This is a genomic window from Clostridia bacterium (assembly GCA_017394805.1).
In the GTDB taxonomy this organism is placed as follows: domain Bacteria; phylum Bacillota; class Clostridia; order Christensenellales; family CAG-1252; genus RUG14300.
Genome location: JAFPXC010000026.1, coordinates 62,847 through 81,799, shown reverse-complemented (window position 1 = coordinate 81,799; position 18,953 = coordinate 62,847). Strand labels below are relative to the sequence as shown.

The window sequence follows — 18,953 nt, the reverse complement described above, 5'->3', positions numbered from 1 at the left end:
GTATTGCAGTTGTGGTTGTTCAATCCGTCGATCCAATAGGTCACGTTGCCGGCCACGTCCTTGGCGATGATATGGAAGCAGCCCACGTAGCTGCCCACGTTATAACTGATTTCGTTATTGTTGCAGTAATCCTCCAACTCGGTAGCCACCACGCCGAACACGTTGACTTTGTTGACGTCCTCCGGGTCGTCGAAGTCGCATTGTGCGAAGATATCGCTGCCGAGGTCGGTCACGACGCCCTCCACGTACACGGCGGTCAAATTCTTACAGCCGTAGAACGCACGGTTGCCGATGGCCATCACCGATACGGGCACGTACACGCGCTCCAAATCGGTCTTGTTGATAAAGGCCTCGGCCAAGATGGCCGTTACGGGCAATCCGTCGATCATATCGGGCACTTCGATATCCTTCACGCCCGTACCCACGTAGCGGTTGATACGGATGGTATCGTCCACCACCTCGTAGGTGAAGTCGGCGATGGCGGAGATGCGCTTGTAGGTCAACGCCTTCACCTCGTCCAAAGGCTTGTACATAGCCGCGTAAGACGACAGGATATTGGTCGGCGAAACCGCCAACGGGCTGTAGAGATACACGTTGACGTTGTCGCCGAAGATGGCGTCGCCCATAAACTCGTGCATACGCTCGGCCATGGTATCCTCGGTGACTTCCACGCCCGTGTTATTCACCACACCCTCGGGGAAGTACACGCTCACCAAGGGACAGCCGTCGAAGGCGTGCGCACCCACGTACTCGATAGAGGCGGGCATCGTCACCGTGGTCAGGGCGCAATCCGCAAAGGCGTATTCGCCCACGTAGGTCACGTTGCCCAAGTCGATGGACGTCAGGCGCTTGTTGTAAGCGAACGCATACGCGCCCACGGCGGTCACCGCGTAACCGTCGCGCGCAAAGGTGGGAATGGCGTAGGTCTCCACCGCAGACGTAGACAGGAAACTGATGAGCGTATAGGTGGTATTGCCCTCCGCGTCGTAGATCACGTTGCCCGCGTCGTCGTAATTGGTCTGCAGCAAAGCGCCGCCCACGTAGGCGTATTGGTTGTGGTTCATGTCTATCTTGAGCACTTTGAACTTCTCGTTTTCGGTGCCCATTTCGATGAGGTTGGTCACGTTGATGAACGCGCCCTCCTCGATATCCTGCACGGTCGCCGGGATGAGCAGGCGGCGGATATTGAAGCACCCCTCGAACGCAAAGGCGCGGATGGTATGCACCGAGCGCACTTTATCCTTGCCGAGGGCTTTACGCACGGAAATATCGCCGTACAATTCGCTGTTCACCAAGATACCGTTGCTGAAGGTAGCCTGTGCGCCGTTGTAATAATACTTACCGCTCGTCTCGTCGTAATAGAAGTTGAAACCGTCGTCAAACTCTTTCTTGTCGATGGTATCCTCCAGCGTGGTGGATGCGGGCACGGTGTGCAGCGCGCTCAGCACTTTGACGCTGGTCAAACGGACGGCGCAGTTGAATTTGGCGTAATAGAATTGCAAATCGCCCGCCGCGTTACGGAATTGCAGACGCAAGGAGAGGTCGCTCTCGGTCGTATCCAACTTGGAGAAACCTTCCGCCTTCAATCTCACTCTACCCGAAGCGTTGACGTACTCGAAGCAGTTGTCGAAGCTGGTCTCGCTCGCGCCCATTTCCAACTCTTGGAAGCTGTCGGCGACGGGCACGCCGCTCACGTCGAATTCCTGCGTATAGGCGGCGCCCACCAAGGTACCCACCTCGACGTTGGAGCCGAGGCCGGCTTCCGCGCTACCGGTCTTGCGCTCGGACTCGGAGGCCCAGCCGTTATGCATAGACAACTCGTTGCCCCAGAAGCCGTACTCTTTGCGCGTGTAAGTGACGTGTGCGAGATAGGTGTAGTCGAAGGTGACGGTGGCCGAGAAGGAGCCGCCCGCCAACTTAGCGGACAAGGTATCGGCGTCCACATAGACGATCACGTTGTATTGGGTGATGCGGCTATTCGCGTCGTAGATGGGGTTAATATCCACGTGCGAGGGTTTCACCGACTTGGAATCGCCCTCGAAGTATACTTCGATAGAACTCTCGACAATCTCACGGTTGGCCTCTTTGTAGTAGTAGCGCTCGGTGGTATTGTCGATATGGCTCTTGTCGAAGTCGCGGGCGATCTCCTCGGCGGAGAGTCCGGTCACGTCCGCGCCGTCGTTGACGTTGGCGGGTTTCGGATGCGCGTCGAAGGTGAAGTTACCCACGTTGTCCGAAGCGGCAAGTAGCCCGGGCGTCGCGTCGCCCGTGCCGTTCTCGTTGACGGTCAGATTGGCTTCGGACGCATTGGCGGACACGGCGTCGGTCGACGCCACGTTGGGCATCGTGAACGACTCGTACAAAATACCGTTCTCCACCCAGTAGTTGGGCGATACGTCGGTGGTATTTTGCGACAGTTGCAGTTTGGGACAGTTGGAGAACACGCCCACGCCCAACTTGGAGATGGAGCCGAAGACGAAGTCGGAGATAGCCGTATCCGCAAAGGCCTTGTCGCCCAAGGTCTGCCAGCCGTATGCGTGAATGGCTACGGCGACGGAGGGATACAAGGAGCCGCGGAAGGCCTCGGCGCCCAATTCGTAGATATCCTTGGGCAAGGTGTTCTCGGTGAGCAGATCGAACACGCGGATGGTCTTGAGCGCACGCGTATTCTTGAGGAAGCGCGCGGGGAAGACGCGTATCTTGTTGCTCATACGCAGCATCACGAGGTTGTAGCAGTTCTCGAACATACCCTCGCTCAGGCGCGTTATGCTCTCGGGCAGCACCACGCCGCCCACTTCTTCGCCCTCGACCGTGGTGATATCCGCGCCCAAGGCGTGGCAGTTGGCGAAGGCGTACGCGCCGATGGCGGTCAGGCTGTCGGGCAACACGAAGGTACGCAGACTCACGCAGTTGTAGAACGCCTTTGCGCCGATCTCGGTCACGCCGTTGGGAATATTGACCATGGTCAGGTTGCTGCAATCGCCGAACAGGTTGTCGTTGATGACCTTCAGGTTCTTGGGCAACTTGACGCGGCTCACAGAGCTGTTGCCGCGGAACAAATCGTCCGCCAACGCCGTCACGGGCTTGCCGTTGATGGTGTCGGGGATGAGGATGACGTCGTGCGAGCCGTAGCAGTTATGCGCCTTGATACCCGTGATGACGACCTCGTTGCCGCCCGCCGAAAGCTCCCACTCGAAGCAGTTGAAGTTGGTGCCTTCGTTGAAGGAGTTGGTGGAGTCGAAGTAGCTCGACAAATACCCGCCCGCGGGGCCGAAGATGGCTATCTTGTAGCTTTCGGTGCCCAGGCTCGTGGTATAAGACATCGCGTAGGTGTTGGCAAAGACGTTCTCGCCCAGCTGACCGACCTCGCCCACGAAGTAGGCCTCGTAGAGAGAGGTACAGTTGAGGAAGGCGAAGTCGCCTATGACGCGCATAGACGCGGGGAAGACGATACGCTCGAGGTTGGCGCAATCCGCAAAGGCGTACGCCTCGATGGTGGTCAGACCGTCGGGCAATATGACGGTTGCGGCCGCTTTGCCGCGGAAGACGTCCGCGCCGATGACGGTCACCAAGCGCTCGTTGATGTATTGAGGCACGATAATGCTCTCGTCGTTCTCCGTGTACTCGGTGATACGCACGGTATCGTCCTCGAGGTATTCGTATTTGAAGTTATCCGCAATGAGCGTGAAGTCGTCGAAGTTATCCGCCGTAAACACGGGCACGATGACGTTGCCGCCCGGCAGCGGGGCGTCCAGATAATTGGCGCCGTCCGCATAGAAGCCCATATTGGCCTGCTTATAGTAGCCGTCGTCGTCGGGCGTCGAATTGCGCATACACAGATACTCGATGGCGAACGAGGCGTACAGATGGCTGTACTTCTTGTTATCCTTGTCGTACCACATGGGTCCGAAGATACGCACGTTGTTGGACAAGCCGTCGAAGACGCCCTTGCCCACGTTGACGTCCTTGACGAACGTGATGGCCGTCAGGTTGACGGCGTTGGCGAAGGCGTAGTCGTAGATGGTGGACACCTGGCTGGGCACCGTAAAGGTCAACGCGCTCGACGAAGGCAGATAGGTGTGCAATTCGGACTTGTTGTTGTAATACAAAGCGCCCGATTCAAAGACGTAATTGCGGTTGCCCGTGAGGTCGATTTCCAACAAGTTGGAGCAACCCGCGAAGGCACCCTCGCCGATGAAGGTGACCGTAGACGGGATAGAGATCTTCACGAGGTCGGCGCTGCGCTCGTCCGCAAAGGCGCCGGGCGCTATTTCGGTCACGGTATTGGCCTCGCCGTTCACCATGATGACGGACGGAATGACGATGAGGCTGTGGCTCACGGGACACACGTGATCTTTCAAGCCGTTGATGATGAGTTCGTGACCGTTCTTGGCCGAGGTACGGAAGCAACTGCTGTATTCGAGGTCGCTCACGTTGAAGCCGAGCGCCGTCAACTTGGCGGTCATGGGCAGGTCGGCGATGGCCGTACCGCGCGACAAGGCGTCCACGTAGGCCTCGCATTCGGCCAGATTGACGCCCTCGAACACGTCCACGTAGAAGTTGACGTCCTCACCCATGAAGTACACGGTATCGAGGTCGGCGCAGTTGTAGAACGCGTTGTTGAGCACCGAACGCAAGCCCTTACCTACCACCATGCTGGACAGGTTGGAACAACCCGCAAAGGCCGCCACGCCCACCGACTGCACGGTGTTGGGGAAGATGACGCTCTTGACGTTCTGGTTGTTCTGGAAGGCGCGGTCGCCGATGACCGTCACGCGCTTGTTGTTGATATACATAGGTATCAGCAAGTCGTGCACGTTCTCCAAACTTGCGACGTCGTTCCAACCCACGATGGCGATGGTGCCCTCGGCCATATTGGTCGTCGAGGTCACGAAGTAGTTGAGCGGCGTAGCCACGCGGAATTCGATGATATGGTTGACGCAGTAGAGCGCCAAGGTCGAGCCGCTGTAGACCGAACTCACGACCAACTGCTCGTTGCAGCCGTCGAAGACGTCCGCGCCCATGCTGGTCAAGTCGCCCAATACTTGCACGTCGTAGAGGGACGAGCAATCCACGAAGGCCTCGTTGCCGATGACGCGGATACCCGTGCCGATGGTCACCGAGCGCAGTTTGGTCGAGCCGGTAAAGGCGCCCGCCGAGATGGAAATGACGCTATTGGGCACGGTGAAGCTTTCCTCTTCTCTGCCGGACGGATAGGCCACCAATATACTGAAGATATTGTTGTACAGCACGCCGTCCTGCGAGGCGTAATAGCGGTTACCTTCCGCCACCGCGATAGACGTCAATTTGGCGCACGAAGCGAAGGCGCCGCTTTGAATATTCTCTACCGCCGCGCCCAAGGTCACCGATTTCACGTCGGTATCCTTAAAGGCGCCCGCCGAAATGGTGGTGGTGACGTCCGTCGTCGTAAAGGCGCCGTCGCCCACCAAGGCCGACACCACGAGGAGCAGTTTGGTCCCGTCGGCGGTGTAGATACCGCCCGCCGCATAGGACAGATACTCGTTCTTCTCGCTGATCTTCAAGGTCTCCAACTGCTTGCAACCCGAGAAGGTGGTCACGCCCACGTCTTGGATGAACGCGCCGAGGGTGACCGAACGCATATCGGGGTTACTGCTCAAAGCGCCGTCCGACAGGCGCGTCACGCGCTTGCCGCCCACATAGTCGGGTATGACGATAGCGGCGTGGTTGTAGCCGCACACGTGTTTCTTGATGCTGTCGATACGCACGACGCTCTCCCCGCCCGCCGTCGTATAGGTGGTGTAGTTGAAGCAGGTGCTGGGCGTGCCCTTGTTGACGGTCAAGCCCTCGCGCGTAGCGTACGCGACAATATTACTCGTACGCGCGGTACCCGTAGTATGCACGGACGAATAATACACGATGAGATTGGCGCTCACCGAGGCGAACACGTTGGAGCCCACCGATTCCACGTCGTTGACGAACACCACTTCCAAGAGGTTGGAGCAGCCCGCAAAGGCGCTGTCGCCGATAGAGGTCACGCTATACGGAATGATGATGGAAGCGAGGGACGTGCAGCCCGAGAAAGCCGCGCGGCCGATGGTGGTCACCGAGGTCGGGATGATGATGGATTTGATGGCCTGGCTGGAGGTCATGACGAAGGCCTCCGCCGCGATGGTCGTCACCTTTACGCCGCCTATATACATAGGTATCACGATATCGGTCAGCGAACTGCCGCCCTCGGCCGTACCCTTCAGTTTGGTGATGGTCACGGCGTTGTTGCGGACGGTGTAGGAGAAGTTGGCCTCCGAGGTCCAGGCCACGTAGTTGTAGCCGTAGGTATTACAGTAGATGGCCAACGCGTCGCCCTTGGGCGCGTACACCGTAAAGCCGACCATCGTGCCTTGGAAGGCGTTGGCGGGCAAGGTGATATTGTTGATGAAGTAGATCTCTTCGAGGTTGGGCATATTGGCAAAGGCCAACTCACCCACCGATTGCGTGTACACGGGCAAGGTGACGTATTCGAGCTTCTCTATGCCGTCGAAGGCACGAGCGCCCACCTTGGTCGCCTCGCGCGTGGTCTCGTAGTAGTATTCGGTGATCAACCCGTCGAAGAGGGTGTGCAAGGTACGGCCGCCGTCCGCGAAGAGCGCTGGGCCTTCCATAAAGAAGTAGCCGTTATTCACGACGTTGACCTCTTGCACCTTGTCGTCGTAAGCAAAAGCGCCCGCGCCCATATCCACCAGCGTATTGCAGATGGTGACGGACGTCAGGTTGGACAGGTTCTCGAATGCGCCCGCGCCCACCGATTGCAGGTTGGACAAGGTGATCACCTTTTCCAGTCTGGCGTGCAGCATAGCCTTGCGCACCGCCTCGCCGTAATCGTTGTTGGCCACGAAGTCCACGAAGGCCTCTCTGTTGTCGTAGTCGAAGGGCAATTCGGCCACGTCGTAGGCCGCCGCCGCTTTGTAGGCCTCGTCGGTGGAGTGGAACGCTTCGTCCGCCACCGCGTACACGGGCATATTGTTGATGTACATAGGTACGATCAAGGTAGACAAATCGCCGCGCACGGTATACGCGCCCTCGCGGTAGTCTTCTTTGGCGTAGACGGCCACCACGTTCTCGCCGTAGCCTTCCACCACCACCGCGTCGCGGTTATCGCGTTTCACCACCGTCCAGTTGAGGGCGGTCTTGGGCGTGAAGCCAACGTAATTCACGTTGGCGTTCATAGTGGCTTGGTGCCACAGGTCGCTATCCACGGGCGCATACACGGTCACGGGTTTATTCAGTCCGCCGAACGTGTCGACGAAAGGCTCCACTTCCACGGTGTAGTCGAAGGCGTAGTCCTTGTCGTCGTAGTGGATGGTCAAGAAGACGTATTGCGTGCCGGGCGCGTACTTATTGTAGACGTGTTTCACCGTCTTTTGCGTCACCACGCCGTTCTCGTCCACCATCTCGAGGCGTTCGCCCGTCAAGGAATAGGTGAAGTAGTCGCCGTCGGGCGTTTCGGAGCCGTCGTAGTAGAGGGTATATTCCTCACCCGAGGGCAAGAGCACCCGCAGATACAGCGTATCCAAGTCTTTCCAGGCTTGGGCGAAGTCCTCGTTAAAGGCGAAACTGCGGCGCGCGCCCACCAGCACGAAGCGGATGTCCGAATCTTCGGCGGCCAATTCGATGGCGCCGTCCGCGTCCTCGTCGACCGCTTGCGAAACCACCGTGTAGCCCTCGAAGATGATTTGATTGACGGCGGTCATACCCGCAAAGGCATGCTCGCCCACGTAGCGCACCGAACGCACTTCGTCGCCCACCGGATACTCGGGCAGGCGGATGGTGTTCAGGTTGAAGTTGCCCTCGAACGCGTAGTCGTTGATCTGCGTCACGCGTTGAGGCACGGTGTACGTGCGGTTGATGCCGTTACCACGGGCGAGATAGGTGTGCAGCATGGTGTTGCCGCTGTCGTCCAAAGTGTAGTACAAGGTATAATCCGCAAAGGTGTAGCGGCTGTTGGCGTCCTGAATGGTGATGGTATTCATACTATTACAGCACGCGAACGCACCCGCGCCGATCTCGGTCACCGAGCCGTACACGAACACGTTGTTGAGGTGGCTGTAGGCAAATGCCGCCGCCGCGATACGCTCCACGCCGTTACGCACGGTGTAGTTGCCCGTCCCGAAGGGCAAGAACGCCATCAAGGTGTGATAGCCCGAGCTGAACATGGTCACCTTGGCGTTGCGCTCGTCGCCCTCTATCTCCACGAAGTAATTATCGTTGTCTTGGATAATCAACTCGGTCACGTTGACCGCGCCCTTCATGAAGCCCTCCTCTACCGACTTGACGTTGTAGAGCAAGGTAAGGGATTTGATTTCGCCGTGACCGACGAAAGCGGTGGAGCCGATGGACGTGATGCGGTAACCCGCACGCGCACCTTCCGTATCGTTGAGATAGGTGAACATAGGCACGACGATCTCTTCGGTGCCCTCCACATAATCGGGATGCGGCGTGGTGTTCAAGCGTACCACGTGCGCCGTCTTGTTCTCCTCGTCGTACTCATAATCGAACTTGGTGAAGTCGGTCCAAGGTTTATATACGGCGGGCAAGGAAGAGGCGGCCGAGGTATACCATTGCATATCTTTCAGCACGTCCACGTCCGTCATATCGCCGAAGTACGCCTCGAAGAAGTAGCGGCAGATATTGCTGTACTTCTCCACGTAGGACGAGGTGGACTCGGGGTTGGTACCGGCGGGGCCGTAGGCCACGATTTGGTTATGCAATTCGCCCTTGTCGTAGTAGCCGAAGATATCCACGCCCGTTTCGAAGTTGATGTTGTCCACCGAGGACTCGAAATAGATATAGGTCAGGTAGTACATATCCGCGAACGCGTGGTCGCCGATATCTTTCAGGGTCGCGGGCAGGCTGATACGCGCCACGTTGGTACCCTCGAAGGCACGCGCGCCTATCTTCTGCACGTTGTTGGCGCTGTCCGAAGCGTCGTTGGTCACGACGAACAGGCTGTCGTACAGATCCATCGTACGGCGATACAGCACGGTGTGCAGGATCTGCTTGGAGTAGTCGAACAGCACGCCGTTGGAGAAGGTGTAGTAGGTGGACGTACGCGGAATGTCGATACGCTCCAGCGAGGTGCAGTAACTGAACGCACCCTCGCCCACTTGCTTCACGGCGTCGCTCAAGAAGATGACGTGCACGTAGTCGTTACCCGCAAAGGCGGCGGGATAGACCATATCTATACCCGTCACGGTCAGTATGTGCAGCACGGTATCCGTACCCGCCAATTCGCTGCTCTCCTCGCTGATGGTCACCGCCATATCCGCGGCGTCCACTTCGTTCAAGGCCAGGCGGATCTCGTAGTAATCCTGCGAGGCGAGGACGGTGTGCAAGGTGTGCTCGAAGTACAGCACGCCGCGGTCGAACACGTACCCCGTGGTTTCGGGCACGACGATCTCGCGCAGGGCGTCGCAATCCGAGAAAGCGCCCGCGCCGATGGTGAAGTAGCGCGACTTGCTCAGCACGGTGAAACTACGGATAAACTCGCCCTTAAAGGCGTATTCGCCGATACCTTGGATGGGCTTGCCGTTGCTGTACGAAGGCACCACCACGTCGAAGTGATCGCTCACGCACTCGTGCTCGGTCAATCCCGTCACGTTGCCGGCTTCGTCGTAGGTGAAGCAGTCTTTATGCGTATGCAGGTCGAGTACGACCGCGCCGAGTTCTTCCAACTCGCGGAAGTAATTGTAGAGGTCGTAGCCTGCGGTATCCAACACCCATTCTTCGCCGTTGAAACGCACGCGCTTGGGCATTTGCACCGACAAACGCTTGGAGTCGGGCAACAGCGTCACGCCGAAGAAGAGGTCGCTTTCGGTACCCACGGTGGTGACGAAACTCTCCACGTACAGGTCGTACAGGTTGTTGGCGTAGGCAAAGGCGCCCGACTTGATCTCGTCCACGTCCGCGTCCGAACCGATCAGGTACAGTTGCGACACGATGGCGGCGGGATAGGACACGAGAGCCTGTTTGCCGTTGTCTTTGATTTGGTGCAGAACGCCCGAACTATCCGTACGGAAGTGGGTGTTCGCGGCGTCCACGCGGAAGGCTTGCAAAGAGGTCATGCCCACAAAGGCGTTTTCGCCGACCGCCTCCACGTGTGCGCCCAAGGTCAACCGTTTCAGGTTGTCGATATTGTAGAACGCGCCCGCCTCGATGGTGCGCACGGTGTCGGGCACCGTGTATTCGGTGGCGGTGTTGACGGACAGATAGACCACGAGCGAGTCACGCACGACTTCGGTGCGATAGACGCCCTCGCGCTCTTTGGTACCGAACAGGATACCTTCGCGATAGGCCACGGTCACCACGCCGTTTGCGTTGGTCCAGGTCATATCGTCCCCGTCCTTATTCCAAGCATAGTCGAGGCTCGTCAAGCGGTCGTCCGCGAGATAGGTCACGGTCAGGCTGTGCTTGGCGGGATCGTTCGCGTTGTCTACGGCCGCGTCGAGCGCCGCTTTGCGCACGCGTAGGCTCGTCACGTCTTGCTCGTAATCGATCGAAACGCACGCGTACACGTTCACCACTCTCGTCATATCCAGCACGCCGTGACGAATGACGGCGTACCCGTCCGAGAAGGTGTACAGCACTTCGTCGTTGTTATATACGGCCGAGCCGGTACGCGTGAAGAGGTGCAATTCGGCCGTCGAGCCGTCCGCCATCGTGAGATACAGCACGTTGACGTCGTTCAGGCGATCCGAGGTGGCCAGCGAGCGCACCCAGTCTTCGTCCAACAGCAACACGGTGGTACGCACGTCGCGCCCGTCTACCGTAGCGATCTTCTCTTCTTTGCCGAAGTTGATATCCGCTTTGTAATACACGCCTTGCACCGCGGCCTCGTCGGGCAAGCCGAGGCTCACCACGCCGTACAGTTTGTCGAAGCGGTAGTCGCTGCCCGCGGGCACCTCTATATCGGACAACGAACCGCACCCCGTAAAGGCGCCCGTGCCGATGGTGGTCACGCTGTCGGGCAGTTTCACCTTGATGATACGGTCGAGGTAGGCGAACGCCATTTCGCCGATGGCCACGACGGGATAAGGCGTGGCGTCCGCCACGACGCCGATCACGTCGGACGTTTCGTCGCCCTCTACGGCGTAAACCAATCGTTTTTCATAGCGGTAGTAGACCGAGGGCACGGTGAGGATGGCGGGATCCACCACGCTCACGCCTTGGTGCAAGCCGATGACTTCGGCTACCTCGGTGCCGTTACCGCGCTCGTTCACCTCGAATTCGTAGGCCAGCGCGTTGATTTGCTCGTCGTTCATCGCCGACAAGTCGAATGCGCACACGTTCTTGATCTTCGCCACGGACAAGTAGTCTTCTCCCGCGAAGTATTCGGCGGCGGCGGCCTTGTCGCCATAGTAGTAGACGCAAAGCGTCTCGTCCTGATCGTAGGACAAGAACGCGCCGTCGTACAAGCGGGCGTCGCCCAAGATATAGACGTCGCGCAGATAGCCGCTTTCCAATGCGCCCGCGCCGATGGCGGTCACGCCCGCGCCCAACACGATGCCCTTGAAGCGGCTGTCGCGGAAGGCGTTCTCGCCGATGGTCTTCACGGTGTCGGGCAGTACGATGCCGTCCACGTAGTCGTAACCCATACCGTCAAAGGCGGCGTAACCCACGCGCACGACTTTTGCACCGCCGATATAGGCGGGCACGTACACGACGGATTCTTCTATAGATTCATCACGAGGCACGTTGATACCGTCCAGGCTCACGCCCTCGCCCTGCACGTCGGACAAGACGTAGTAGGCGGGGTCGATGGTGCGGCGGAAAGCCACGTCCTCGGTCATACAGGCGTATTGCACGTCGTAGCAATCGCCCACGCCGTACACGATGAGATCGGTGCCGTCAAAGACGTCCACACCCATACGCGCGTTGGCGTAGAAGGTCACTTGGCGCAGCGCCGTCGCGCCTTGGAAGGCGTAGTCGGACACGTAAGCGACCGTCTTGGGCACGTCGAAACTCTCGGCCTTGGCGGTGGAGAGATACATCAACAGGCCCACTACGGCGTCGCCCGATTTGGCGTACAATGCGCCGTCCGCAAAGGCGAAGTTGGCGTTCATACCCAAGCCCATGATGGTGGTCAACTTGGTCGCGCCCGTAAAGGCGCCCGTCTCGATGGTGGACACGGTAGAGGTCAAGGCCAACTCGACCACGCCGCTGCCGCGGAACGCGCCCGCCTTGATGGTGGTGACGGACGAAGGAATGGTGTACGCGGCCGAAGAGGTCATGCAGATATACATCACTTTGCCCTGCGTATCGGTCAAGGCTTGATCGATCACCGCGAAGTTGGTGTTATTGCGGTCGACGGAAATCTCGGTCAGGGACGTGCAACCCGCAAAGGCGCCCGACGCGATGGTCTTGATACCCGCGCCGATCACCAGGCTGTACATCTCGGATTGACCGTTGAACGCCGTGGCGTCCAATACGGTCACGGCTTTGCCGCGATAGTAGGACGGAATGACCACGTTGACGTGCCCGAGTTGGCAATAATGATTTTTCACGCCCACGATGGCGTAGGTATTGCTGTCCTCGTCCAGTCGCATAGCGAAGCACTCGGGGTCGGTCACGTTGTTATATTTGACGAATTCGTACCGTGCAAAGGTGTCGTACACGTTGCCCGCGTTGGGACCGTAGACCTTCAATTCCACGTTTTGGTACACCACGCTTTGCCCGATGACGGCCACGTCCGCCGCGAAATACATTTCGGTCAGCTTCACGCACCCGTAGAAAGCGCGCTCGCCTATGTAATTCACCGATGCGGGGATGGTGATGGTGCACAACGCGGTGTTATTGAAGAACGCGCGCGCACCGATGGACGTAATGTTCTCGTGCAGGACGACCTCTTCCAATCTGCCGACGGTATTGCCCTCTTTGTCGGTAAAGGCGGCGTCACCGATGGCGTTCACCACGTATTGCACATAGGTCTTCACGCCACCTTCGTCCTTGACGTAATAGAAGCGCGCGGGCACCACGGCGGTGGTGGCGTCGCCACGATAGCCCACCACGGTAGCCGTGAGGGTTTCATCGTCGAGTTGCAGCACGAAGCCGTCGATGGTCACCAGATTATCCGTGCCCTCGTAGCCCTTCCAGGGTTTCAGCACGATACCTTGGGTATTGGTGAGGTTGTTGATGGTTTCGACGTACAGTTTCACCTTCACGTCGTCCGAGTCCAAAAGGTACTCGTTGCCGTACTTGTTGTAGTAGGCTTCGGGCACGAACATCACGAAGCGCAAAGGCGAATTGTCCTCGTTGATAAAGGCGCTGTACTTGATGGGGCCGCCGTCGGTATCCGCCGCGCCCGAGCTCAAGAAGTCGCCTTTCACAAAGACTTGTTGCAAATTGGTACAGCCCGCAAAGGCGCGCTTGCCGATGGTCTTGGTGCCGTCGTTCAACGTCACGGTGGACAAACGCTCGCAGTTGCGGAAAGCGTACGCGCCGATTTCGGTCACGCCCGGCATATAGATAAATTGCAGCCGCTGACAATCGGCAAACGCGTATTGACTGATCTTGGTAATGGTCTGCGGCAAGGTGACGTTTATCACGCGGCTACCCTTAAATGCGTTCTCCGCGATCTCGGTCACGGGCACTTCAATAGCCACCTGCTCGCCGCCCACGTTCTCGTAGACGGTGAAGGTAGCGGGCACGGTGATACGCGTATGCGAGTATTTACAGATATGGTTCAACAGTCCCAGCACGGTGGCGGACACGGCCACGCCGTCTTCGCGATTGACCTTGATATTGTAGCAAATACCCTCGCCGTGGAAGGAAATGACGCCGTTGGCGACGGGCGAAGCAAACAGATCCTCAAAGTAGGCGTAGATATTGGTGGTATCGTTGGGAACGGTCACCGACACGTTGCCACTTAGACGGCTGAACGCGTCCGTACCCACGCGGATCTTGTCGCCCACTTTGTCGATATCGCCGTCGAAGTAGATGGAGTCGAGCATACTCGCGCCGTAGAACGCGCGTGCGCCGATGGCGGTCACCGTGGACGGAATAAAGATCTCGCGCAAGCGTTTGACGCTGCTGCCCGTACCGAGGTAAGCTTCGATGAAGGCTTCGTCGCCGATAGTGGTGACGGCTTTGCCGTCAATATACGAGGGCAACACCACGCGCATATCCATTTCGGGATAATCCACGCGGTTGATACCCGTCAAAACGACGTTATTGCCGTAGCTTTGCTCGTAGTAGAACAACCGCACGCTATCGCAAGCGACGTAGTTGTATTGGTCCTCACACAGCACTTCCAACGTCGAGCCGTTGGGACTGTAGATGACGAGATTCTCGGCGTTGTCAAAGGCGCCTTTCGCGATCTCGGAGCAATCCCCCTCGATATACAGGCACACTAGATTGGCGCACCCCGCAAAGGCCGAGGAACGAATGGCCGCAATGCTGTCGTGCGCGGACACGCTGAACAGTTGATAGCAGTTGGCAAAGGCGTACTCGCCGATTTCGTTCACCCTACCCTCGAACACGACCGATTGCAGCACGTTGTTGCCCGCAAAGGCGTAGCGGCCGATCGAGCGCACGCCGGCGGGCACGGTGACGTAAGCCGTCATACACGCGGGCAAATACACCACGAGTTGGGTCTTGTCTGCGTTGTAGAGGATGCCGTTTTCAAAGGCGAAGTTGGCGTTGCCGCCCACCACGATCTCGGTCACGGCAGAGCCTGCGAAGACGTTGTTGCCGATGGTATTGACGCCCACGCCGATATTGACCGAACGCAAGTTGGTCGCGTTGGCAAAGGCGCTGTCGTCGATGATCTTCACCGCGTCGGGCACGGTGTACGCCGTCGCCGACGAGATGGGCAGATACGCGATAAGACGGTTGCGCATGGCGTTCATCAAAGCGGCGGTCTGGATGCTACCGTCATCGTTGTAGGTCGCCACGTAGGCGTAGAACGTGTTGCCCTCGTCGATGACGATATTCCGCAACGACACGCAGCCGGCAAATGCGTCGATACCGATATAGTTGACGCCCGCGGGCACGTAAATCACTTCCACGTCCGTTGCGCCTTGGAATGCGCCCGCCGCAATGCGCGTCACGGGCAGACCGCCGATAGACACGGGGATACGCACCTCTTCGTGGCCGTTGCAAACGTGGTTGCGCAGGCCCTCGATGACGATGGCGTCACCCGCCGCCGTCTTGGAATAGACGAAGCAGCTGGTGGGCGTGTAGAGGTTGAACGCCAATTCGTATTTGGCGCAGTATTCGGCGAGATTGGACTCGCTGCCGTCCGCTTTCTTGGCGGGGCCGTAGATGAGCAAGCCCGCGTTGCAGTCGACGAACGCGTTGTCGCCGAACGAATCGCAATCGGCGGCGAAGGTGATGCCCGCCAGGTTGCGGCAGTTACCGAACGCACGCTTGCCGAGGTCTTGGACGGAAGCGGGGATATACAGTTCGGTCAGCGAAATATTATTGAAGAACGCCTCGTCGCCTATGGAAGTCAAGCCCTCGAAGAAGACCACTTCGGCGATGCTGCGGCACTCGTAGAAGGCGTTGGACACGACTTTCACGACGCTTTCGGGCAGTACGACGCGGCGGATGACGTTATTATAGCCGAATCCGCGCACTTCGGTGACGGGATACCGTTTCTCGACGGGTTGCCCCTCGCCGTCCGTTTCGACGATGACGCCCACGGCGGGAACGATCAAATCTTCCACCAAGGCGATATCCGCTTCGGTGGCGTCCTCCGCGAAGCCGTCCACCGTACAGCCGTCGTCATTCTTAACATAGTTAAGAACGGCGTCCAGCGTCCAGCGTTTATAGGTGACGTTGGTCTGCGCGGCAAGCCCCGTGGCGATCTCGCCCGCTTCCAAGGAGCCGTACACGGTCAGGTTGCCCACGCCCGCGAAGACGTCCGCCCAACTGACGGCGCCCGCGGCGGACAAGAGGCTCTCGTCCATCAAATAGAGGTGCCTGAGCGAATTGCAGCCGTCGAACGCGTGCGAGCCGACGGTACGCACTTTGGTACCCACGACCTCTTGCAACACGTTGTCCGAAGATGCAAAGGCGTAACTGCCGATCGACACGACCGAGCGACCTTCCTCGGCGGGCAGCTTAAAGGTAAAGCGCGCGTTGCCCGAAAGGTAGGTATGCAGCATCAAGCCGCCCTCGATGCGCTTATACAAAGCGCCGTCCTGGACGAAGTAGCCGCCGTTGGAGATATCCACGGTGAGCGTGCGCAGGTTGCCACAGCCCATGAAAGCGCCCGCGCCCACGTCGGTCACGCCCGACGAAATGGCGAACGCGGTCAAAGCGTTGCACTCTGCGAAGGCAAATTCACCGATTTTATTCAATTTCACGCTGCCGTTTTCCACCGATGCGAGCGACGTACAGCCGCGGAACGCCGAAGCCTCGATACGCTCCACTTGGGACGGAATGACCACGGCGGTCAACGACGTACAGCCGCGGAACGCGCCCTCGCCGATAGCGGTCAGGGTTTCGGGCAATTCGATGGAGCGCAGTCCGGTCTGACCGGCGAACGCACCCGCCGCGATACCCGTCACGGTATAGGTCTGCCCCTCCGACTTGACGGTAGAGGCGATGACGAGGTCGGCGTGGCCGCCCGCGCAAGTATGCGCCACCAAGCCCTTGATGACGGCGGTGCCGTCGGTCGAGGTCTCGATGACGAAGCAACTGCTATCGGTCACCAAGTCGATAGAGATGGAGAACGTAAAGGGATTCACCTTGCCGCGATACTCGTCGGCAGGTTGGAAATACGCCTCGTAGGAAGTGACGGCGGGCGTCACCTCACGCGTGTACTCCCAATAGAAATAGCCCGTGATGGGGATGAGCGTCGTAGACGCGCCCTGCGTATAGCCGCGCACGTACAGGCGAACGCCGGTCATATCCACGTAGCCGGGTTCTTCGCCCGTAAACCAGGCGTCGGAGAGCGTCGTGCCCACTTCGAGCCTCGTGGCCATCTTGGGCAGCACGCTCAGGCCGAGGTCGATATCCGCCGGCGTAGAGCGCACGCGAATTTCCACCTCGCGCTCGGCGTACATACCGTATTCGGTCGACGGACGGAATATCGCCCAGAACGTATCTCTGTCGCCCACGTGATAGAGGGCGGGGTCTTTCCACACCAACTCGCCGTAGACGTTGATGGTATACGGCTCGCCCGAGATGGGATCGTACACTCTTTCACCGTGCTCGTCCACTCGGTCGGCGGTAGCCGTATAGACGGGGAAGGTCACCTCGGCCAAAGGCGTGCCGAAGGTAGCGGACAAAGTGGGTAGGTTGGTCAACGCGTTGAGTTGCGTTTTCTTCACCTGCACGGGCACCGTGATATTCTCGGGAATGACGTAGTATTCCGCGTCGGCGGGCACGTTGAGCGCAAAGACCACCTCGCAGAAATAGGTATCCACGTTATTGACGTCGGCGGGATACGAATCGGGTCTTCTATTGGGGTCGGCCCAGCGGAAGACGCCGTAGATTTCTTCTTTTTCGTAGCGATTGTACCAAGTGTCGGTGGCTTGGTCGTAGGCGTATTCGACGAAGCGGTCGTACACCATCTTGCCGCCCGAAAGGGTGCACGCTTCCAAAGTGGCGTTGTAGTCCACTTGGTTGGACACCGCGGGGAGCACGTCCACCGAGGCCTCGGCGGGCAGCACGGTGACGGCCACGCGGTAGACGGCAGACGTCACGTACTCGGGATGGTCGGGCACGAAACGCACGTCGAAGTAGAGAGGATTATCCTCGGTCGTAGTGGTATCGGGCACATAATCGGGCACGGGGGTATTGGTACCTACCACGTACATACTGTCGTCCCACATAAAGGTTCCTTCGCCGTTCTCTTGGTCACAGCGGCCCCTGCCGTTATTGGACAACACGGCTGCTCTCAACGGTTGTCCGAAGCGGATGGGCGCGGCGGTGACGCCTTGGAACAAACTTGCGTCGTCGAAGGTGGCGACCAAGGGATTGACGATGATTTTGATATAGAGTTGTTGCAAATTGTAGTTGACGCTATCCTTGGGCACGAAGACCGCGGGATAACCCACGTGAATATCCCCGTTTTGGTCGGTGTAGCGGTTGTCCACCTCGACCAAGGGGCTGTTGTTCTCATCCATCGCGATATACTTGCGATTGATGGTCTCGTCCGTATTGAGGTAGCCCCAGAACAGCGTACCGGCGACGGCCGTCTCGGTGCCGTCGGCGGCGACCATGGCGAATTTATACCCCGACATGGAGATGGAAGACAACTTGACGCCGCGTTGCACGCCGGTGGGCAGGGTCGGCTCGGTCACCATAGTGGGCGTGACGGGCAAAACGGTCACGGGCAAACGGCGGCTCACCTTGGCGTTCATACTCACTGTACGGAAGTTGTGCGCGGGGCTCGTCTTATCCGCCACGTCTCCCGAGGGGGTGAATATCACGTCGTACGCGCTCACGTTGACGGTGGGGGTCACGGACGCCCAGCCGAAGTTACCGGCGACGGGCGAACCGTTGCCGTCCGCCACCACGGCGGAATCGTTGACGCGCACGATACTCAAGGTCTTGGACGAAGAATCCAACTGCTCGCCGTAGTTGATTTCGTACGGGTTGACCACCAAAGAGGGCCAGGACTTGACGTTGGGCTCGGCCTTCTCTATTTTGACGGTAGCCTCGGTCGAGGTCATACCGTACCCCGAGGCACGCAAGGTGATACTCGCGGTGTACGTGCCCGCATAGATGGGCGCTTCCTCGGCGATCAGGTCACCCTTCTCGTCGTAGTAATCGACTGTCCAGTTGGCATTGCTGACGCCCGTCCAACCCAAGTCGCCCTCCGACGTGGAACAATGCACCGTATGCGGTTGTCCATCGTACGTTTCGACGACGTCGGTAGCGTTCAGGGTGGGCGTAACCGTCTTCTTGCACGCCACGGCCACGGCCGCGGTGGCGACAAGCAGTACCACGACTAAACAATAAATCAT

Annotated in this window: 1 protein-coding gene (only partly in view); it reads right to left on the bottom strand. The window is 58.7% G+C overall.

The annotated features are described in order from the left end of the window. Window positions 1-18,953, bottom strand: partial view of a leucine-rich repeat protein gene (locus II896_06790; GenBank protein ID MBQ4444341.1) — the 5' portion only. It extends 11,821 nt beyond the left edge of the window; the window shows 18,953 of its 30,774 coding nt (coding positions 1-18,953); it begins with the start codon at window positions 18,951-18,953; the stop codon falls past the left edge of the window.